At 38.9% G+C, this 22,533-nt stretch carries 15 protein-coding genes and 2 pseudogenes; 9 read left to right on the top strand and 8 right to left on the bottom strand.

What is annotated here, in order from left to right:
* Window positions 1-11: 11 nt before the first annotated feature.
* From ntrB to H6G74_RS10375, 5 genes are all read left to right on the top strand, one after another.
* The gene (gene ntrB, locus H6G74_RS10395; RefSeq protein WP_190967595.1) at window positions 12-851 is read left to right on the top strand and encodes a nitrate ABC transporter permease; all 840 of its coding nucleotides are present in this window, start codon (window positions 12-14) and stop codon (window positions 849-851) included.
* Between the two features lie 111 nt (window positions 852-962).
* Entirely contained in the window at window positions 963-2,966 is a 2,004-nt protein-coding gene (locus H6G74_RS10390; protein ID WP_190967594.1) for an ABC transporter ATP-binding/substrate-binding protein, read from the top strand.
* A 599-nt stretch (window positions 2,967-3,565) separates the two neighbouring features.
* On the top strand, window positions 3,566-4,426 hold the full coding sequence (locus tag H6G74_RS10385) for a nitrate ABC transporter ATP-binding protein (RefSeq protein ID WP_190967593.1): 861 nt from the start codon (window positions 3,566-3,568) through the stop codon (window positions 4,424-4,426).
* A gap of 28 nt (window positions 4,427-4,454) precedes the next feature.
* Window positions 4,455-4,715 carry a hypothetical protein gene (locus H6G74_RS10380; protein WP_190967592.1) on the top strand — a complete coding sequence of 87 codons (261 nt, stop codon included), beginning with the start codon at window positions 4,455-4,457 and terminating at the stop codon, window positions 4,713-4,715.
* Between the two features lie 425 nt (window positions 4,716-5,140).
* On the top strand, window positions 5,141-6,280 hold the full coding sequence (locus tag H6G74_RS10375) for a hypothetical protein (RefSeq protein WP_190967591.1): 1,140 nt from the start codon (window positions 5,141-5,143) through the stop codon (window positions 6,278-6,280).
* A gap of 121 nt (window positions 6,281-6,401) precedes the next feature.
* On the opposite strand, the gene H6G74_RS10370 is transcribed toward H6G74_RS10375, so the two are convergent.
* Window positions 6,402-7,589: an MFS transporter gene (locus tag H6G74_RS10370; RefSeq protein WP_190967590.1), complete on the bottom strand. Its 1,188-nt coding sequence runs from the start codon at window positions 7,587-7,589 to the stop codon at window positions 6,402-6,404.
* Between the two features lie 107 nt (window positions 7,590-7,696).
* Between H6G74_RS10370 and H6G74_RS10365 the strand changes: the two genes are divergently transcribed.
* Entirely contained in the window at window positions 7,697-8,611 is a 915-nt protein-coding gene (locus H6G74_RS10365; protein ID WP_190967589.1) for an ion channel, read from the top strand.
* A 74-nt stretch (window positions 8,612-8,685) separates the two neighbouring features.
* On the opposite strand, the gene H6G74_RS10360 is transcribed toward H6G74_RS10365, so the two are convergent.
* Complete coding sequence (locus H6G74_RS10360; RefSeq protein ID WP_190967588.1) at window positions 8,686-8,964, bottom strand: DUF7219 family protein; 279 nt, start codon at window positions 8,962-8,964, stop codon at window positions 8,686-8,688.
* A 374-nt stretch (window positions 8,965-9,338) separates the two neighbouring features.
* Between H6G74_RS10360 and H6G74_RS10355 the strand changes: the two genes are divergently transcribed.
* Together H6G74_RS10355 and H6G74_RS10350 are read left to right on the top strand one after the other, a co-directional pair.
* The gene (locus H6G74_RS10355; RefSeq protein WP_190967587.1) at window positions 9,339-10,589 is read left to right on the top strand and encodes a CHAT domain-containing protein; all 1,251 of its coding nucleotides are present in this window, start codon (window positions 9,339-9,341) and stop codon (window positions 10,587-10,589) included.
* 21 nt (window positions 10,590-10,610) lie between these two features.
* A complete protein-coding gene (locus H6G74_RS10350) occupies window positions 10,611-13,610 on the top strand; it encodes a CHAT domain-containing protein (protein WP_199340957.1) in 3,000 nt (999 codons plus the stop codon).
* A 246-nt stretch (window positions 13,611-13,856) separates the two neighbouring features.
* Here the strand turns inward: H6G74_RS10350 and H6G74_RS10345 are convergent, their stop codons facing one another.
* The 6 genes and pseudogenes from H6G74_RS10345 to H6G74_RS10320 form a co-directional block, all read right to left on the bottom strand.
* A complete protein-coding gene (locus H6G74_RS10345) occupies window positions 13,857-16,130 on the bottom strand; it encodes a caspase family protein (protein WP_190967585.1) in 2,274 nt (757 codons plus the stop codon).
* A gap of 378 nt (window positions 16,131-16,508) precedes the next feature.
* Window positions 16,509-19,232: a CHAT domain-containing protein gene (locus tag H6G74_RS10340; RefSeq protein WP_190967584.1), complete on the bottom strand. Its 2,724-nt coding sequence runs from the start codon at window positions 19,230-19,232 to the stop codon at window positions 16,509-16,511.
* A 220-nt stretch (window positions 19,233-19,452) separates the two neighbouring features.
* Window positions 19,453-20,247, bottom strand: a complete 795-nt coding sequence (locus tag H6G74_RS10335; protein WP_190967583.1) for a tetratricopeptide repeat protein — start codon at window positions 20,245-20,247, stop codon at window positions 19,453-19,455.
* Between the two features lie 216 nt (window positions 20,248-20,463).
* Window positions 20,464-20,715 (bottom strand): annotated as a pseudogene (locus H6G74_RS10330) (CHAT domain-containing protein); the annotation flags it as partial.
* A gap of 340 nt (window positions 20,716-21,055) precedes the next feature.
* Window positions 21,056-21,139 (bottom strand): annotated as a pseudogene (locus tag H6G74_RS31135) (ChaB family protein); the annotation flags it as partial.
* A gap of 3 nt (window positions 21,140-21,142) precedes the next feature.
* A complete protein-coding gene (locus H6G74_RS10320) occupies window positions 21,143-21,595 on the bottom strand; it encodes a pyridoxamine 5'-phosphate oxidase family protein (protein WP_190967582.1) in 453 nt (150 codons plus the stop codon).
* 309 nt (window positions 21,596-21,904) lie between these two features.
* Here H6G74_RS10320 and H6G74_RS10315 point away from each other — a divergent pair, with 309 nt between their 5' ends.
* Window positions 21,905-22,450, top strand: a complete 546-nt coding sequence (locus H6G74_RS10315) for a DUF5132 domain-containing protein (RefSeq protein WP_190967581.1) — start codon at window positions 21,905-21,907, stop codon at window positions 22,448-22,450.
* Window positions 22,451-22,533 lie beyond the last annotated feature (83 nt).

Genomic DNA, 22,533 nt, shown 5'->3' with positions numbered 1-22,533 from the left:
AGGGAAGAATCATGACAATTGCACAGAAAAGACCAGCCAGCCCAAGGTTAGATAACAGTTTTATCTCGAAGTTACAAAAACAATTTCCTGAGATTATACCGCCAGCGATCGCAATTTTAATTTTCCTCGGACTGTGGCAATTATTTGCTTGGCTTCCTGGTGCCACATTGCCAGGGCCAATTCAAGTCGTGCAAGATACTTGGGTACTCATTTTCTGGCCTTTCTACGATAGAGGCGGTATTGATAAAGGTCTGTTCTGGCAAATTTTAGCTAGTTTACAACGGGTGGCTATTAGTTACACATTAGCTGCGGTGGTTGGTATTGGCTTGGGCATTTTGATAGGTGTGAATAAAACCATGTCCAAAGCTTTAGACCCACTGTTTCAACTACTGCGGACTGTACCTCCTTTGGCTTGGGTTCCCATTTCTTTAGCAGCACTACGCCAAAACGAACCAGCAGCATTGTTCGTAATTTTCATTACCGCAATTTGGCCGATTTTAATTAACACTGCGGTTGGTGTGACTCAAATTCCCCAAGACTACAACAACGTGGCTAAAGTTCTGCAACTCAGCCGCAAAGAATACTTCCTCAACATTTTGATTCCCTCGGCTTTACCTTACATTTTCACTGGCTTAAGAATTGCGATTGGTTTGGCTTGGTTAGCAATTATCGCGGCAGAAATCGTCATGTCTGGGATTGTCGGTATCGGCTTCTTTATCTGGGATGCTTACCAAAATAACGACGTGAGTGAAGTAATTTTAGCTCTGGTTTATATCGGTGTCGTTGGTTTATTACTCGACAAGTTCATGGCTTGGTTACAAAACCTGATTTTACCAGCAGAACAAAAGTAAGAAGGCAGGAGGCAGGAGGAAAGAATAATTTATATTTCTCCTATCTCTTCCACTCCCAACTCCCAACTCCCTATTTCACACTTTATACTTCATACTTCAGACTTTAAAGCCATGTCAGTATTCGTTGCTGTTGATCAAATTGATAAGGTATTTAATTTAAGTGGCGGCGGTCAATATATTGCTTTAAAAGGTATTGACCTGCAAATTAAAAAAGGTGAATTTGTTTCTTTGATTGGTCACTCTGGTTGCGGTAAATCCACATTATTAAATATGATTGCGGGTTTGGATTTGCCGACCGAAGGTATTGTGACGCTGCAAGGACAAAAAATCACCAAGCCAGGCCCAGACCGGATGGTGGTATTTCAAAATTATTCGCTGTTACCTTGGCGGACTGTGAGAGAAAATATTGCCTTGGCGGTAGACTCAGTGATGAATGGTTTACCTGCGGCAGAACGCAAGGCGATTGTCGAGAAACATATAGATATGGTGGGCTTGCGTCCCCACGCCGACAAACAGCCAGGAATGTTATCGGGTGGACAAAAACAACGGGTAGCGATCGCACGTGCTTTGGCAATTCGTCCTAAACTATTACTGTTAGATGAACCCTTTGGTGCGTTAGATGCTCTAACACGGGGTAATTTGCAAGAACAGTTGATGCAAATCTGCGAAGAAAATGAAGTCACTGCGGTAATGGTGACTCACGACGTAGACGAAGCAGTACTGTTGTCTGACAGAATTGTGATGTTAACCAACGGCCCCGAATCTAAAATCGGCGACATCTTAGAAGTAGATATCCCCCGCCCCCGTAAACGCATGGAAGTTGTCGAACACCCCAGCTACTACAGCTTGCGGAGTGAAATGATTTACTTCCTCAACCAGCAAAAACGCATTAAGAAACTACGGGCGCGGAAAACAGCCGCCATTTCTCGCCACGGTTTAGAAAAAGTTAACTTAGAAATTGGCTTCTTACCCCTCACAGCCTGCGCCCCCCTGGCTGTCGCCAAAGAAAAAGGTTTCTTTGCCAAGCATGGTTTAGATGAAGTCAACTTAGTCCGGGAAACTAGCTGGCGGGGTATCGTAGATGGCATCACAGGTGGTTATATAGATGCAGCCCAAATGCCTTCCGGGATGCCGATGTGGTTAACCTTGGGCGGGTATAAAAACCAACCCCTCCCCGTCGTTACCGCCCTCACCATGACCCGCAACGGTAACGCCATTACCCTAGCCAAACGCTTTTATGATGAAGGTGTCCGCACCTTATCAGACTTCAAAAATTACTTACTCCGCACCCGCGAACAACGTCACACAATGGGCGTAGTCCATCCCGCCTCCATGCACAATATGCTGCTACGTTATTGGTTGGCGGCTGGTGGTATTGACCCAGATACAGATGTGGATATGCACATTATTCCACCCGCCCAGATGGTCGCCGATTTGCAAAATAAGAGTATTGACGGTTATTGTGTGGGTGAACCTTGGAATTACCGCGCCGCCGTAGAAAATGTCGGCTTTACCATCGCCACAGACTTAGAAGTTTGGTTAGGACACCCCGGTAAAGTTCTCGGTGTGCGGGAAGATTGGGCAGAAATGTATCCTAATACCCATATTGCTTTAACCAAAGCGTTGTTAGAAGCCTGCCAATATTGTGCAGATCCCCAAAACACCGAAGAAGTCAGAAGAATTGTGGCGGGGAGAGATTACGTCAGCACTGATTTAGAGTACATCCAGCTAGAAGACCCGAATAACCTGACTTGTGACCTAGACCACCCCTTACGAGACTACGCCCACCACCAGTTTTACTCTGATTCGGCTATTAACCGTCCCAGCCGCACAGAACAAATTTGGATTATGACTCAGTTGGCGCGTTGGGGTGATACTCCCTTCCCCAGAAACTGGGTAGAAGTTGTAGAACGAATTTGTCGGGTGCGCGTTTTCAGCACCGCCGCACGGGAATTAGGTTTAGATATCAGCTACACTCGCCAACCCATTCAGTTATTTGATGGTACTCCCTTTAATGCTGATGACCCCATCGCCTACCTCAACAGTTTGCCTATTAAACGCGACTTTTCCATTGCTGAAGTTATTCTCGATGCGCCCATTAGAAGAGTTGCGTAACTGACGGTTGAGTGTTGGAACTCGATTAATGGAGATAAAAGGTTCATTCACCGAGTTCTGAACTCGATTAATGGAGATAAAAGGTTCATTCACCGAGTTCTGAACTCGATTAATGGAGATAAAAGGTTCATTCACCGAGTTCTGAACTCGATTAATGGAGATAAAAGGTTCATTCACCGAGTTCTGAACTCGATTAATGGAGATAAAAGGTTCATTCACCGAGTTCTGAACTCGATTAATGGAGATAAAAGGTTCATTCACCGAGTTCTGAACTCGATTAATGGAGATAAAAGGTTCATTCATCGAGTTCTGAACTTCATTAATGGAGATAAAAAGTTCACTTTCCGAGTTCTGAACTCCATTAATGGAGATAAAAGGTTCACTTTCCGAGTTCTGAACTTCATTAATGAAGATAAAAGGCTCATTCACCAAGTTCTGAACTCCATCGCTGAAGATCCCCCCGCCTACGACGACCCCCTTAAAAAGGGGGTAATCAAAAAAAGATGATTAGCCCCCCTTTTTAAGGGATCAAACAAAAATTAAAACGTTACGCTACATTCCCCCTAACCTACTTCACACTTCACCCCTTATTCCCCGCCATGCAAAACCGCAATTTGTCTACCGTCACCGGCACTTCCAGAAAACCCTTACCAACTCTGAGCGACAATAGCAGATGCTTCCTTGAAATCAGAGATGTTAGCAAAGTTTACCCCACGAAGAAAGGCCCCTTTACTGTACTGGATGGTGTTAACCTCCAGGTGAACCAAGGTGAATTTATTTGTGTGATTGGTCACTCTGGTTGTGGCAAGTCTACACTGCTGAATATGGTATCTGGTTTTAATTTCCCCACATCTGGGCAAGTGTTACTCGAAGGTCAACCCATCACCAAGCCAGGCCCAGACCGGATGGTTGTGTTTCAAAACTACGCCCTGTTACCTTGGCGGACTGCGTTTGAAAATATTTACTTAGCGGTGAATGCAGTTTATCCCAACAAAATGGAAGCGGAAAAAAGGTCAATTGTCCGCGAACATTTAGCAATGGTGGGGCTGGCTGACGCAATGGACAAAAAGCCGATGCAAATGTCTGGCGGGATGAGACAGAGGGTTTCGATCGCGCGGGCTTTGGCAATTCGCCCAAAAGTGCTAATTTTAGATGAACCTTTCGGGGCGTTAGATGCAATTACTAAAGAAGAATTGCAGGAAGAACTGCTGAAAATTTGGAACGATAACCGTTGCACAGTGTTAATGATTACCCATGACATTGATGAGGCGTTGTTTTTAGCAGATAAATTAGTGATGATGACCAATGGCCCTCACGCCAAAATTGGTGAAGTCATGGAAATTCCTTTTTCTCGCCCCCGCGATCGCGCCCGCATCATGGAAGATCCACAATATTACAAGCTGCGTAACTATGCCTTAGACTTCCTCTTCAACCGTTTTGCTCACGATGATGTAGGTTAAGAGTCAAGTTTTTGTAGGGTGGGCATACATGATATACCCACCCTACTACTACCTAACAGCTTACTACCTATCAGGCAATAAGCAAGATTTGGGGGATTCTCCACGCCACATGCTTCAAGTCGGCAAAGCCGACGACAGTCGCCTCAAGTCGGGAAACCCGCCCACGGCGCTGTCTCCCCAACGCAGTGGCTCCCCAAGCCCCCGATTGGGGGACGGTTGCGTCCCCCAAACCCCCTCCAAAATAAATTTTTCGTTTAAGTTATCATTTGCTGGTTTTGTTGTAGTTTAGTTTTTTTACAGAGTTTTTCATCTCAATCCGATACATTCCTCTAGTCTCTAGCCCCTCTCCCCTATCAACTTGTACTGCACTAAACCGAAAAACGCTGTATCTGAACCGTATTAGGTTAAAAGTTTCTCCCGACGACCAAGGTTAGCTATATAGCAAAAGATAAAGGGTAAGTAATTGTAACTTTTATCTTTTGCTTTATTTTTTATCTTTGAAGTCAGGATGCAGTGGTTCGACTGCGCTCACCAACCGGAGTAATTGTAGAGACCTTGTATACAAAGTCTCTACAAATTTAGGATTAAAATTCAGCAGAAATTGTTTATATAAAAGTAAAAAGCCGGAATTCATCATAAATTTTATACAGTGGCAAGTTGAAATTACACCTCTGCCCCCTGCCCCTTTCCTTCTGTAATTACCGCCAAATACTTATGTTTTCAGCATTTGATCCATCTTTAGCGAGTGCCAGAATTGACAAGTTTTGGGAACTATCCGCCAGATTTGGACAAGAGGATAGTGCAAAAAATATCTACTTAAATGAAATTGTTAGCGATCGCTATACTCTGGTGAATGGTCTGCAAATACTCCGGGATGAATTACAATTTGCTGGGGCGAGTATTTCGGATTTAAAAGCTTGTGCGGCTGATTTGAGTTTACCGAGTGTTGTCACCACATTGGCCTATACTAACTGTGGCGATCGCATCCACCAAGGCGAGTCAACCAGAACTTATCGTGATGTGGTTGCTTCCCGGTTTGCCACTTTATCAGAAATTGGTGAGTTAAAAACAGAGACGTTTTTCCCCACTGGCGGCGGTACTGATGATGGCGCAACCTTAGCCCACGTTACCATCGCCCATCAATTAGATGAAACTTGGCGTAACCAAATTTATGCAGGTAATTCTCAATCTTTTGTTCTCGCCGCCCTCGACTTAAAAACCCATGTCGGACGTTTAGATTTAGGTGAACAACTAATCTACGGCAAAACCCAAGAATCTTTATGGCGCGAACCCCGTGCGGCTTGTGGGGCTATTGTCGGCGCACTGACACATTTCAATCCCCGTAACATCGTCCATCAACGTCTACGTCGTGACATTGGCGAAGAAAATTATGAGTTTCTTTCATCCCAGAAGATTTTAGCTGACGATGGTACAGATATTACAATGGCTGTGGCAGCTGCGATCGTCGCAATTCGCGGACTGGAAAAAACCGCAATGGCTTTAGGCAAAGAAATGGACGAAAGAGGGATGGCGCATCTCACCGCTACAACTACCGTCAATGTCCCCTTTCGTGATGACCCAGTAATTTATTTAGCCAGGGCGACTGTATTTAATGGTTTAATTCGCATCCAAGGTTTAGGCGCAGATGCCAGTAAATACAGTGGTAAAATCATTCATCATCTGAATGAAAAACATTTGCAGCTAATTTACGATGACCTCGATAACGATAACTTGGCGATCGAAGAAATTCCTTACAGAGTCAGGAAACCCGTTGTAGAAACCCATGACCCACAGTTGGATATTACTGTTATAGATTTGGGAAATGAGGAATTGGGAGTAGAGAATGGGGTGTAAGATTAAGAAGTAAAAAGTAAAAAGTAAAAAGATAATTCCCATAAATAAATAATGGTGCTTAAACCATTTTCTTTTTCTTTCTTTTGCCTTTTAACTTTTAACTTTTGACTTTATTTTGTCCCTACACCCTTATTTCTGAAGGTGTATAGTTTTTCCGTGTCAAGACGGCGAAACATAAAACCAGAAATGTCAGAGTACCAGCTAAATACAAGGGATAGCTATAGGTTTGGGGACAAGATTGATTGATGAGCATACCTGCAATCACAGGCCCAACGCCGTTGGAAATGCTTAAATAAGAAGCGTTCAACCCCATTGCTGTACCTTGTTCTTGAGATTTAGCGTTGAGGGAAATCAACGTATTAATCATGGGTTGAACTAAAGAGTTAAACAGTGAATAGACAATACTAACTACGACAAAATAAATAATGTTGTGCCAAATTGGCATGATGATAAATGATAAGCTGCGGATAGATAAAGCCAAAAATAATATACTCACAATATTAAATTTGCGGCTGAGAATTGACACTCCCCAAGTTTGCATAATTGTACCCAACGCCCCAAATAAGATGAATACGAGGGTTAAAGATTGGCTATTTTGTCCTAAAACCTGAATAAAGTAAGGTTGAAAGGCATAGGTAAAAATTGTAAAAGTTGTCCCAATAAAAAAATTAATAATTAGCAAGATACCTATTTTTGGGATGGCTAGACCGCGAATTAAATTACCTAAGCCGAGGTCAAAGAGATTATTTGCTTTCACTGCTTTGGTTTGCAATGTTTCTGGTAAAAAGAAAATAGTAATTAATAGTGCTAAAAATGCGATCGCACCAGAAACTAAAAATGCTGCTCCCAGAGAATATTGCTGCGCCAGCAAACTCGTAACAGGCCCCAATACAAAGCCTAAACCAAAAGCCGCACCGTTAATTCCAAAGGCTCTGGCGCGGTTTTCTGGCGTGGTGACATCAGAAATAATCGCCTGCGCCACCGAAGCATTTCCGCCCGTAATCCCATCCAAAAATCGGGCAAAGAATAGCCAAGTTGCGGTGGTTGCTGTACCTGCGATCGCATTAGCAATCACAGTCCCCGCCAAACTAATGATTAATAAAGGTTTGCGTCCAAAGCGATCGGATAATTTACCAATGACTGGGGTAGCGAAAAACTGAGATATTGAATAAATCGAAAATAACAAACTAGTCTGCAAATCACTCAAGCCAAATTGTTTGCCATAAAGATAGATAATAGGAATTAAAATTGTCAGACTGAGGGAATTAATAAAAGCAACTAAAGCGGTAATCCAGAAATTTCGGTTCATTGGCAGTGTCACAGCGCCCAGTATTACTTAGCCACTGCACTGTATCAGAAAACAGGGGCTTGTAACTCTAGTGATCATCATGATTTGCCGTTATTTTAGCTACACCAATGAAATTTCAATTTAAAAAACTTGCACGCCAGCAACGACAGCGTTCACAACCCATTGTCCATCTCAAGTACCACAATGGTAGTATCGAGATTAAGGGTTTAGGTGTCTGGCACTCTTACTGGCGCGATCCCTACCATTTACTCTTGACAATTCCCTGGTCTGGATTTGTACTAGTAATTTTTGCGGTTTACGTAGCTATTAATACCCTATTTGCTTTGGCGTATTTATTAGGCGGAGATTGCATTGCTAATGCCCGTCCTGGTTCTTTTTTAGACGTTTTTTTCTTTAGTGTGCAAACTCTGGCATCGATTGGTTACGGGGCAATGTATCCCAAGACAAATTATGCGAATATTATTGTGACGATTGAAGCGATCGCAGGTGTAATGGGAATTGCCATGATGACGGGGTTAGCCTTTGCCCGATTTTCTCGTCCAACAGCCCGTGTCATTTTTAGCCGTGTGGCGGTCATTGTTCCCTATGAACAAGCACCAACTCTCATGTTTCGCACCGCTAATCAGCGACGAAATTTCATTGTAGAAGCGCAGATGCGGGTTTATTTTATGCGTGATGAAATTACTGCCGAAGGTGAGTTTATGCGACGCATTTATGACCTCAAACTTGTCCGACAGCAAACCCCAGGCTTTGCCTTAAGTTGGTCAGTCATGCACATCATTGATGAATCTAGCCCTTTATATGGTGTGACACCAGATTCTTTAATTCAAACCAATAGTATGTTGATGATCTCTTTAACAGGCATTGATGAAACAGTCGCACAAGTTGTTCATGCACGTCATAGTTACGGTGCTAACGATATTTTATGGAATCATCGATTTGTCGATATCCTGCATCACACCTCCGATGGTCATCGTTACATCGACTACAACCATTTCCATGATGTTTTGCCGTTGGAGTAAAGCCGAGTGCTATCAGTTTCAACGCAGAAGTGAGCGCCGAGGAACAAAAAGATTTTTTTATTAAAAATAATTGACTATTGTTGAGGATTATTACTACCAAATGCCTCTTTGGTAATTTCTAGTTGTTTTTTGGCACGTTTTAATTGTTTCCACAAAGTCTTGATTTGCTGATAAGCTTCTTCTGGGGAAAGTTTACCGTTAGTTTGCAGATTACTAATGTAGCTGACTCTTTGAGCAAATTCTTGTAGACTCGCGTTAAATACTAGGTATTCTGGTTTGAATTGACCATAATAACAACTGCGAGGATAAAGAAAATCAGAGAGATTTGAGAGAAAATCTGATTGATCTGCCATAATTATTTAAATTTTGCGAATTTAATCAAAACCAGTAGTTGAGAAACTTTAGCATACATTGTGTAAAGACAAAGTAAGCACAGATACAGGTATGCGGAATTGGGGGACGATGCTAACTATAACTAAGTGCTGAGTAGAAACCCAGTATTTTCAGGTTTTTCAAACATAAACAGAGTCCTAACATCTGCTTCGCCTGCTATATCTGTAAAAATTAGATGATTTTGGATTTGCACCAACAAAGTTGGTATTAACAGTATACTAACTGAATCTGAAAAAGTGTAGCTAAATTAACTTTTGTCGATTAGTCGTCAATTTGCATATCCTGTAGCGGATGAGGAATTTATTTTGTATATAAAAATACTGAGAGAGATAAAATGCCGAGTTACTTCACACAATCAATTTGCCTAATGATGGTGGCGATCGCATCTTTGAACAATATCAATATTTTTTTCAAAGATAAGGTTTTAGCTTCAGAGCAATTGCCAGGAAATATATTAGGCGATCGCATGTTTACATTAGCAGTTAATTCTGCTACAGAACAGATTAAGCAAGTCGCTAAACAACAAAATGCTACCCTTGTGCAGTATTCAATTATTAATGATGAATTTACGATTGCAGGCAAAAAACAAACGAGAGAATCAGAACTCTATATTTGGGTCATTCAACCCACAGGAAATATAACCTTTCGTAAGGTTGATATTAAACCCTTGTGGCAAAAACAAAACACATCTCTGGCTGATTTAATTGTTAGCAGTCGTTTGTCTCTGGGCGTAAGAGGAAATTATAATTATCTCAAAGGTAGTCAAAAAGATGACTTCCAAAAATTGTATACATTATTAATTAAACCCGTTAAAAATTTATTACCTCAACAACCAAATACAAATATTATTTTCATTCCCCAAGGCGAATTATTTCTTATACCTTTTGCAGCTTTACAAGATACAAAAGGTAAATATTTAATTGAGCGATATGCAATTGCCACTGCACCTTCTAGTCAAGCCTTAGATTTACTTTATCAACGAAAAAAACAATATAAAAATGTCAATCAAGATATTTTAGTAGTGGGTAATCCTATAATACAATCTGATCGAGGAGAACCGCTTCAGCTACTAGGTGCAGAACAAGAAGCAAAAGCGATCGCACAATTATTTAACACCCAACCACTCATAGGTAATGCCGCAACCGAAACCGCAGTTGTACAACGAATGCAGCAAGCCAAAATTATTCATTTAGCAACAAAAGCATATCTCAATAATCAGCAAGGTTTAGCTTTTACACCCTCCACTCAAGATGACGGCTTACTCACACCCACAGAAATTCAAAAGTTAAAATTAACAGCAGATTTAGTTGTCTTAAGTGCCAACGATACAGCCATCGGAAAAATCACAAATGATGGTGTAATTGGCTTATCACGTTCTTTCTTGTCGGCAGGAGTTTCCAGTGTGATTGCTTCTTTATGGGATATATCAGATCAACCAACCGCATTTTTAATGACAAAATTTTATCAAAAACTCCATGAAAAACCAGATAAAGCAGCAGCCTTGCGTTATGCAATGCTAGAAACTAAGAAAAAATACCCAAACCCCAGAGACTGGTCAGCTTTTATTTTAATTGGCTTGTTGTAATGTGAAATTGAAATGAGAATTATGAGTGATATCTACGACAGGCTACACCTACGCAAAAGCAAAATAGTTTTAATAGCTTTCAATACTTTTCTAGTAACAATTTCACTGACATTTGGAAATAATTCCTACAAATTTTTCTTTACACAACAGGTTTTAGCGCAAACATCTACAAATCATCAAGCTGAAGCAGATAAACTGTGGCTCAAAGGTATTGAACAGTTTGATAACATTCAATTTCCAGCAGCATTACAATCTTGGGAACAAGCATTGTCTCTGTATCGAAAAAATAAAGACCGTCAAAGCGAAGGGAGAATTTTAGGAAATATAGGAATTGCTTACAGCTATTTATATAATTACAACAAAGCTATTGATTCTCTTCAAAAAGCTTTACTTATTGCCCAAGAAATTAAAGACCGTCAAGGCGAAAGCTTGGCTTTAGGTTATTTAGGGTTTATTCATTCTTATTATTTATTTAGAGACTATCAAAAAGCCCTTGAATACTATACAAGAAGTTTAGATATAGCGAAAGAAATTAAATATCGTCAAGGTGAATTATGGAATTTAGAAAATTTGGGGGACTTTTATTTTTATTATACTTATTTGACTTGGAAACATGCAATCATCTTTGATAGAAAAGCGATTGAATCTTATGAACAATCCCTAGCGATCGCCAAAGAAATAAATGATTACCAAGGACAAGTATCTGCCTTGATGAATTTGTATAAATCTTATTTAACTTTAGTTGATTATCCAACAGCAATTAAATACAAACAAGAATATCTAGATTTAATCAAAAAACTTCCAAAACCTTTGTTAACTAATTTACTTTCACCATTAAGAACATCACAAGCGTTGGCACAGACTAAAGATTATCGTAAAGCTGAAGCAGAGCGATTAATTGGAGAAGGATTTATTTTCTATAGAAGAGCTCTAAGTATTGAAGAAGTATTAGAGTCTTGGCAACAGGCTTTGACTCTATATAAAGAAATAAAAGACCAATACGGAGAAAGCAAGACTCTGCGATATTTAGGGATGTCCTATATTGATTTAGGTGATTTCCCTACTGCTATTGACTATTTTCAACAGAGTTTAGCTATTGCTAGAAAAGCTAAAGACCGTTATAACGAAAGTTGGAGTTTGGGATTTTTAGGATTGGTTTATATCAAACTAGGTGAATCAGCTAAAGCTATTGATATTCTGAATCAGAGCCTAGTATTTAACAAAGAAATCAAAGATGATAATACAGAATTTTTTATATTAGATAATTTAACTAATCGAGAATTATGGTTATTGAGTAATTTAGGTAATGCTTATTTTTTGTCAGGTGATTACACTAAAGCTCTTGAAAAATATCAGCAATCCTTAAAAATAGCAAGAGATACTGAAAACTCTTATATGGAGGCAACTGCTTTGGGTAATCTAGGAAATATTTATCTTCAAGAAAATAATTATCTAAAAGCTATTGAATATTTAGAAAGAAGTTCAGAAATTTTCTTAAAAAGAACTGTATCAGAGCAAAATGGTTATCAAGAGAGAGGTGAAATTTTAACCAAGCTAGGCAATGCTTATCGTAAATCTGGCAATCTTGATGAAGCAGTCAAAGCACTATATTATGCAATTGATACATGGGAAGATGTCAGAAAAAATTTAACAGATATCAATAAAATATCTGTTTTTGAAACACAAGCTGATGCTTATAAAATATTACAACAAGTTTTCATTGAGCAGCAAAATTATGATAATGCTCTAGAAACTGCTGAAAAAGGGCGTGCAAGAGCATTTGTTGATTTACTAAATACACGTTTATCTACTAAAACTAATGATAGTCTTACCCAAGATTTAGGAACTCAATTACCCAACCTACAAGAAGTTGCTCAACAGCAAAACGCAACACTTGTTGAATATTCAATTATTTATGATGAGTTTAAAATTCAGGGTAAACAACAAACTAAAGAATCAGAACTCTATATTTGGGTAATCAAACCCACAGGTAAAGGTAATTTCCGAAAAGTTGACCTCAAGCCTCTGTGGCAGAAAGACAATACAACTCTTTCTGAATTAGTTACTATGAGTCGTCAATCTATTGGTGTGAGAGGGCGTGGTATTATTATCAGTCAAAATTCTGATACTTTGAAAACAAAACAAAGATTCCGAAGACTACATGAACTACTAATCAAACCCATCGCCGAATTTCTACCCACAAAAGAAAGCGAAAAAGTTATCTTCATTCCTCAAGGTTCTCTATTCCTTGTCCCCTTTCCTGCACTACAAGATGAACAAGGCAAATACTTAATTGAAAAACACACAATTCTAACTGCACCATCAATTCAGGTTTTAGATTTAACCCGCAAACAAAAGTTGGCAAGTCAGGAATTGAGTAAAGAGGAAATTTTAGTAGTGGGTAATCCGACAATGCCGAAAGTAGAGTTGGAAGCAGGAAAACCCCTCGAACAATTAAATAATTTACCCGGTGCAGAACAGGAAGCTAAAAATGTTGCTGCAATCCTCAAAACTCAAGCACTGATAGGTAAGGAAGCCAGTAAGACAACTATTTTAGAGAAGATTTCGCAAGCAAGAATTATTCACTTTGCTACTCACGGTTTACTTGATGATAACCGGGGATTGGGAAGTTCGTTAGCCAAAGGCTTTGGTGGAGCCATCGCTCTTGCACCTTCCGATAAGGATAACGGGTTGCTTACGGCCGAAGAAATCTTGAATCTAAAGTTAAATGCAAACTTGGTTGTTTTAAGTGCTTGTGATACCGGACGCGGCAAAGTAACTGGTGATGGTGTTATTGGCTTATCTCGTTCTTTAATTAGCGCAGGTGTCCCAAGTGTCATTGTTTCTTTATGGGCAGTTGATGATAACTCAACATCGTTTTTAATGACCGAATTTTATAAAAATCTCCAACAAAAACAAGATAAAGCCAGCGCATTACGCCAAGCTATGCTGACAACAATGCAGAAATATCCTCTCCCAAAAAATTGGGCTGCATTTACCTTAATTGGTGAATCTGAATAGTTTGTTTGGCGTATCTAGTACAATAGGGCAAAAGTAAAAAGAAAGAATAACGATACCACCAGCCTTTTAGCAATTTCTTATGGTCTGTTTATTTACGCCGACCTGTACTAGGTTGCATATTTAAAATATCTAATTTTTCCTTAAAAACTTAAAAAATTTTTTCCCCTCTCCGCGTCGTAGAGGGGTTAGGGGAGAAGTCAAAACAGACTTGTTGAGTTCACATCAAGTTAAATATAGAACAGCTTATTAGCTATTTTTAGAATCAACAACCTCAAAAGAAATAGACATTGCGGCTAATTTTTTACTATCAATACCACGTACTCCCGATGGTAATTGTATTTGCTGTGCAGAAATCCCGCCACGAGTACCTGCATCTAAATCATCTAATATATTGTTGGTTACATCTAGAATTTCATCGGTTACAGCAATAGGAGTACTACGATTGGCGACATTTCTTAAACTAGCAATTTTTTGCAAGGCTAAAAGTGAAGTTCTCAGTGGTGTTGTACTAGCAATAATTAACGCTTCTGAAATTCCTAAAGGTCTATCAACAGCTAAGGTAAACTCATCATCTGGTTGAGGAATGAGTTTGGTTTTTTGTGCTTCTACTAAAGCCGCATTTTGGGTAGCAGACCAATTATTAGGGAAAATAACAGTCATTTCCCCTTCTGCATCAATTACCAAAATACTGACATAAATGGGTTGATTTTCATTATTTTGAATTTTAAAAGCAATTTTGGTGCCGACAGCAAGTTGAGTCAAGCCGGAATTAGACAATTGAATAGCAGCTTTTGGGGGTTTTGGCTGTTTCGAGATAGATCCGCGAATTGGGAAAGATTCTGCTAGTAGTTCATTGCTATCAGCCACATTCATAGAAACAGCAACGTTGATGCGGGATGAATTAATGTTGCCTAAAATTTGCTTAACTACTCTAGCAGCTAGTAACGATTTGAACTTAGGTTGTAAACGTTTTACGGCTTCAGTGATAGATTCGCCGGCTTGACCAAAAGACTTAGGAATAATTTCATCTTGGCTAGGGAGAAATAAACCAAAACTACCAATTTCTGGTAACTGAGAAATACCTTTTTTTCTTAATTCCTGATATTTAGGCTGAGTCATCTGCCCTAGAATATACTGAACAGCTTGTTTCCCCAGAAGTTGCGGTTCAACACGTTTCAGGGATTTGAGAGCTTTTATGGCTTGCTGGACATTATTATGATTGAGAGATTCATCAATGCCAATTTTTAAAGTAGGATTGTTGGAAATACTGCGAATCCGTTCTTGTAATAAATTTCCTGGCTGTAATTTTAAAGTTGAGCGTGTACCTGTATTGATTAATGTACCTTTACCAATTAATCCTTGACGGGATTCTAATTTGATTAAGCCAAGTTCATCACCTTGAGGATTGACAACTGAAAATAAGGGATTATCTGTGAAGGCTTCTAAGCTTTGTGGATCTATACCACCCAACCACAATTGAACTTGATTACCCTTAACTTGAGTCACGACCGCTTCAGCCGGAACAGCTTGGATAGGAATAAAATAAATCGGTGGGTTGCTTTTGTTGCGGCTAAGATTTAATTCAAACTCTGGGTCTTGGAGATTACCATTTTCCCTCGCTAATATTTTAGTACTGCGTCCAATATTTGCGATCGCACTATTTACAGATTCATTACCAGCTTGTTGCCAAAGATACTGTGTCAACAAATAAGTAAACGCCCCAGCATGAAAGCCCTCAAACGGTGCATCAGCCGCAAATTGATCACTTCTCGCACTAGCAATCACAACTCCCTTTGCCACGGCTTGTCTGCGTTTTTGGATAAATTCTTGTTGCGAAAGTCCCAGCCGCTTCAGCCATTGGCGTTGATATTCCAACTCTTCGGGACTTGGTTGTAGTAATGTACCGCCATTCACCGAACGAACGCGCAAATTTCCCCGTTTACCACCACCAGAATGACAACTATCTAACACAACCGTCACATTCTCAGTTTTTAATGCAGACATCAACAAAAACAATGTGTGTCCCATAATGTGATTTACATAACCGCGTCCGTTAGGTGGTAATTTGCCATCTATCGGAATAAATGTACTATTAAGTCCATCTGGCGAATCGCCATCTGGATCTTTGACTCGTGTACCATGTCCAGAAAAGTGAAATAATACGACATCACTGGGCTTGGCTTGTTTAATTAAATGTTCTTCAAATGCCGTCAGAATGCCTTGACGAGTGGCTTGTTTGTCAGTCAAGGTGAGAATATCTTGGGGTTTAAAACCAAAACGATGAATTAATAATTCCTGCTGTAGCCTGACATCAGTAACACAACCAAAAAGGGGCGACAAACCATCATCTTCAGAATACTCATTAATTCCCACTAATAAAGCTAGTTTACGCCCTGTATTTTGTGCCAAAACTTTACCCAGATGATTACCCTGCTGCATCATATCCCATTGGTTCAAACCCAATGCGGCAAGGGTAGCAGCAGAAAATTGCAGAAAATGACGGCGTTTGATATTAGACATAAGATGTAAGAAATATCTAGGTTGAAACTGTTTTAAAAAATTGTATTTCTGGCTTGTGTGAGATTATGCAAAATGTTCCAGATAATTTTATAGCGTTCCTCATCTACTGAACTACAAATTTATCTGCGTCCATCCGCGTTTATCTGCGGTTAATTATTTCCCTATATAGCAGTCCTAAATAATTTGTAAAATTTCCATATCTTTTTCTTCTTTCTTATCTTTGCGTCCTTGGCGTTCTTGGTGAAGCAGTCCGGTCTTGGGGGTTTCCCCCATGAGGAACTGCTGAACCCGGAGGGCGGTTCGTTTCCATATCTATGTTTTTCACGACTCATTTAGGATTGCTATATATAATCCACACGAGGCGTAAATTTTCAAAATCTACTCAGCTTCACCAATTAAACTAAAAGCAGCCCAATGTAAGGGATTTTGATATTTATCTTGTTTCATTGTTGCTAACATTGCTTGGCGTAATGCGGTGGCTTTATCTTGTTTTTGTTGGAGATTTTTATAAAATTCGGTCATTAAAAACGATGTCGAGTTATCATCAACTGCCCATAAAGAAACGATGACGCTAGGAACACCAGCACTAATTAAAGAACGAGATAAACCAATAACACCATCACCAGTTACTCTACCGCGTCCGGTGTCGCAAGCACTTAAAACTACTAAGTCTGCATTTAATTTTAAATTGAGGATTTCTTCTGCTGTCAATAAACCGTTATCTTTACCGGAGGGTGCGAGGGCTATGGCGCTTCCTAATCCTTGGTTATCATCTAATAAGCCGTGGGTTGCTAAATGCACAATTCGCGCTTTTGAGATTTGCTGTAAAATGGCAGCTTTAGTTGCTTGGCTACCAGTAATTGCTTTAGTTTTAAATAACGGTGCAATTTCTTTTGCTTCTTTTTCTGCACCTGGTAAAGCTGGTAATTGCGCCAATGGTTTGCCCGGTTCTAAAGCTACTTTTGGCATTGTGGGATTACCTACGATTAAAACTTCTCCTTGGCGCGAATTTTGATGTCCTAACTTTTGTTTACGAGTTAAATCTAAGACTTGAATTGATGGCGCGGTGAGAATTGTATGTTTTTCAATTAAGTATTTTCCTCGTTCATTTTGCAGTGCCGGGAAGGGAACTAAAAACAAAGACTCTTGAGGAATAAAAATCACCTTTTCGCTTTCTTTGTTGGGTAAAAGGTCAGCGATGGGTTTAATTAATAGGTCATGTAATTGTCTAAAAGAGTTTTTGGCTTTGCTTGTATTTGGGTTAGCCGTAACTTGAATTCCACCGCGTCCTCTCACACCAATTGATTGACGACTCACAGTCACTAATTCTGCGAGAGAAGTTTTATCTTTTTCTCGTAAGGGTCTGAGATCAGTTATGCGGAAGGTAATTTCACCTGTAGGTTTGACTACCCAAATATATAGCGCCTGCTCAAGAGTTGCTGATGCTCCTAAGCGAGAAGTGGTTTTAGAATCAATCGAATATTGAACTAGAGTAGCATTTTGCTGTTTAGCGATTTGTTTGAGGAGCGATAATGTTGGTTTTGCTACTGCTGGTAATTGTGGTGCATTACCGCGAGTGCTAGGTTTTGACTGGCGGGAAGATAATAAATCTATAAACGCTCTTGCTCTACCTCGTTCCGAAACTTCTAGAGCTTCATTCGTTTTATCTTGGGCAATTAAAACTCTTTGTAATAATTGATAAGCTTGAATTGGCTGCTCAAAAAATGATATTTTATAACTATCATTTTCTCCTAATCTTTCGCGCAGTGATTCCCAGATTTCAATGGAAGAGTATAAGGCTTTTTCTGCTTCTTGGAGCTTGCCCAACTCCATCAAAGGAATACTTAAATTATAGAATGTGATGCCTTCGCCTCTAGTGTATTTCGCCTCTCTCGTAGCTATTAAAGCTTGCTGATAATATTCTACCGATTTACTATAATTCTTCACTTGCAGGTAAGCACTACCCAAGTAGCCTAAAGTTTGACTTTCGTTGAGGCGATCGCCTACTATTCTGGATACTGCCAAATCTTTTTCTAGATAATCTATTGCCTTAGCTGCTTCACCTTTATTAATATACGCTAGTCCGATATTTCCTAATGCTAATCCCTCGGATCTGCGATTAGATTGGGAACGTGCAATAGACAAAACTTGCTCGTAGTAATTAATCGCTTTATCATAATCTCTCAGATAATAGTAAATATTACCAAGAGAATTGAGTGTTTGACGTTCACTATCTTTATCTTGAATTATCCGAGCAATTTCTAAACTCTGCTGATTGTATTGAATCGCTTGATTATAATCAGCAATAAAATAGTAGGCATTACTGATATATCGTAGAAAATCTATAACTGCTATACTATTAGTTAATTCTTTAGCAATGACTAACCCTTTTTGAGAAACTTCAATGGCAGCAGCGTAGTTTTCTAAATTAAGATAAGTCTCACCTAAATTTAAGAGTGCGGTTAACTCACTTTGTCGGTTATTTGTAGCTCTCGAAAGTGCTAAAGTTTGTTGGTAATAATCAAGAGCTTGTGGTAAATTATTCAGGGCTGCGTAAGTTCTCCCTAAATTTCCGAGGGCGGCTATGCGATTTTGACTATCTTGGTTTTGCTGGTCTAGGGCTAAATATTGTTGATAGTATTGTATCGCTTGATTGTAGTTTTTTTGCAGGCGGTGAGCATTAGCTAACTTAACTACAATTTCGCCTGCATTGGGTTTTTTAGGTAATTGCTGAACTATCTGCCAAGATTTTTCATAATAATCAATTGCTGTTTTATAGTTATTTTCCTGTTCATAACTAATTCCTAAAAATACCAAAGCGACAGACTGACCTTGACGATCATTAACTTGTTGATAAATACTTAAAGCCTGTTGTAAAGCTTGTCTGGCGGAAGTGATTTGTTTGTCACCTAAAAGTGCAGCCGCTTGCCTAATTAATGTATTGGCTTGTTGTGATTTGTCATTAGATGTTTGTGCTAATACTGGTGAATTAAAAAATAGTAAATGTAAGTTTACCGGGGTAAGAGAAACGGTCAAAATGACCGAGATGAATGCAGTTAAATTTATTTTGCGTAGGCGTAGCCCATTGTGGGAATTGCTCATATTTTTATTTAGCATTTGATATATGAACAAAATAGGTAGAGAAGGGGGACAAAGGAGGGAATGTAGACAAGGGGGACAAGGAAGAATGTTTGTTATTTAGGACTGCTATTGTAATAAGCTAAAGAAATTTAGTTTGCATATCTAAATCAGATTAAATTCTGGTGGGGTGGGCATCTTGCCCGCCCGCATTGTGCAAATTAAATGTGCAACAGCTTATCAACTAACGTTTTTGGTTTTGATTTCTTTCATAACTAAGAATACCAAGAATATTAGTTAACCTCGACTCGGTTTCTTTATCATTAATCTCACGGGCAATACTTAAACTCTGCTGGACATATTCCAAAGATTTATCGTATTGTTTTAAGTGATAGTGAGCTTCACCTAATTTTTCTAGAAAAAACATTGCCCCTGGTTTATCTTGTAAATTTTTGACTAGTGCTAAACCTTGCTGCGATACTTCAATAGCTGCGGCATAGTTTTTGACTAAAATATGACCAATCCCTAAATTACCTAGTAATTCTTTTTCATTTTTAGTATCTTTATTTTTTCTAGCCAACACCAAGGCTTGCTGATAATATGCAATAGCTTGGGGATAGTTTTTGGATTTTTGATAAGTATCACCTAATAAACGGACAATGGCATATTCATTTTCTCGTTTTGGCAATTGCTGGACAATTTTTAAAGCGCGTTGATAGTAATTAATAGCCGCATCATAGTTAGTTTCTTTGCCGTAAGTAATTCCCAACAATAGCAGCATTGCTGATTCACTTTGCGGCTTTTTTGCTGCTTGATAAAGTGTCAAGGCTTTTTCAAAAGACTGTCTAGCTTCAGTAACTTTTTGATTATTTAAATATTCCACACCTTGTTGGAAAAATTTGTCTGCTTCTACTTCTTGGCTGTTTTGAGTTTGTGCCAATACCTGCGTTGATTGCCAGATGAAAGAATTTGCAGGGATAAATCCAACAGCTAATAACAGTGTAGTAAGTGCAGTTAAGCCAATAGTGCGATAAGACATGGTGCTTTTACATATAAATATTTTTGTTATGACTTACGCAACGCCGATATTGTCATTGCGGCCGGAAAGGAGTGTAGGGAAGTAATCTCAATGTCAGGGGGGATTACTTCGCTATCGCTCGTAATGGCAGAGTTACGTTATTTTTGCGTAAGTCCTGTTTGTAATTTATTACGTAAGTGGATATTCCTAGCTAATACAGAGATAAATTTTAAGAATTCAATACTCCCCAATCAAAGTAAAAGCTGCCCAATCAACAGGACTGGGATGACTCTTCATCGTCGTTAGCGTCCCCTGGCGCAATGCTTGGGCTTTGTCAGGTTTTTTTTGGAGATTTTGATAAAATTGGGTCATTGATTGTGCTGTAGGCACATCTGGCACTGTCCAAAGTGATACTAAGACACTGGGTACACCCGCACTAATTAACGAACGAGATAAACCAATTACCCCATCCTCGGAAATACGTCCGCGCCTCTGTAAAGATTGGGAATGGGGAGTAGGAAAGAATACTGTATTTTTTCAGAAATTAAATATGAGTCTTATATTGAGATTGGATGATGCGATCGCAGTTTCAGAGGATTTTCACTGCTAATGTAATTTTTCACCTAAGAAATAACCTGGGAATATCACAAACTTCCAGCTACTCATCTTGAATACTCAAGAGTTTTACTTTGATTTGCTTATATTCCCAGGACGGAAGTTTACTACTACTGCCAGTAAGAAAAATATCTTTATAGTAGTTGTATTAGCGTCTAACTAAAGAAATAGGTTTTTTGCGGTTAATTAGATCAATAGTAGAATTGATCACACATTAGTTATTTGGCTTTTTGTGCCACTGTCCATCTTCGCCTTTTTCGTAATCGCGCTTTACTGCACTCCAAGCAACTTTAAAAGCTTGCTATAGGGAAGAAAAATTTATAGTTTGGGGATGATAACTCGAACTGCTATCCCAATAATCGGCTTGTTTAATGTTGACTTGGAGTAATGCTAAATCTGGCTGATCTAAGCCTTGAGAAAACCAAGTTTCTAATTTTGGTTTCCATAATTCTGCCATTTTTTGACGGTCTTTGAGGAGTTGTGCTGTACCAGAAATGGAAACATAACGCTGCTGTTCACAAGAAGAGAAACTAACGTTTACCTGCTGATTATGTTCAATTTCACTTACTCGATGGGAGTTGGAACTAGTAAAAAACCAGAGTCTCCCTTCTGCATCAATTTCATTGATTGAGTACATAGGACAACTGTGTAAGCTACCATCATCATTGACTGTAGTCAACATTCCAGAGTCAATATCTTGGATTAATTCTTGCAGTTGTTGAATTTGGCGATCGCTGTTTGTGGAAATTGTCATAATCTTAGATGTTTCTGTTAATTGATTCGGATATTTTTCTGATTACAGCCAATATTCGATTCTGGTGCAATCTATTTTTATTCTTAACGTTTATCTGAATTTATGACTTGAGCCTAAAGACGGAATTTTGCTGTATATACTAATAGATACCAAACTTCTCTAAGAAGGAAGGGATCTGAATTATGCAAATATAATTAATACTTGAGATATAAATTTAAAATTTTCTCTGTGACTTTCGGATGATGGAAACATTTAATAGTTTGACTACGCTTCTATAGTGATGAGTTGCTTGTAGAGGAGATATTTATAATGGAGTCTAATTTTGATTGGGAAAAAGTAAATTTACCGGAAATTTTTGAAGGTTTGAGCGCAATTATTTTTTCCCCGATGATTGTACCTGTGGCTGAAGTTATCAAACAACCTTTAGTCCAAACAGCCATTAAAGAAGGTATTAATCTGTCACAAAGTTATCAAGAAGCAGTGACAGTCATAACAGATAATGTTTACACTCGGCAAACAGATCAGAATTATCGAAATCAGTCAATTTCTCAACCTTATTTAACAGATAATCAATCGGCGATCGCTAAAGATTTGTTAAATATAATGTCTGATTTTAATGCCGATGTTGATAAAATGACTAACGGTACTGCTGATTTACGGGTAATAGTACCTCTGGGGCTTGGTTTATTTGCCTTATCTCAATTAATCAAACAAGGATTTAAGTTTGAAGATATACCTTGGTACATACTAGCATGGTTTGCCTTTGATAGTTTCATAAAACTTAACGATACTGAGAAATCAAAGTCAATCAACATAAATAAAAATGGTTCTTCCGGTAATTTTATGGAGAATTAGTAGTAAAGTGCCAAGTTAATAAGCTACGTAAGCGGAAATTACTAAAGTTGCGAAAGCCATATCCAAGTCTTTTGATTAACTTG

The sequence above is a fragment of the Nostoc spongiaeforme FACHB-130 genome (assembly GCF_014698475.1).
GTDB classification, from domain to species: Bacteria; Cyanobacteriota; Cyanobacteriia; order Cyanobacteriales; family Nostocaceae; genus Nostoc_B; species Nostoc_B spongiaeforme.
The sequence above is the reverse complement of the archived record's forward strand: the minus strand, read 5'-3'. Positions and strand labels throughout refer to the sequence as shown.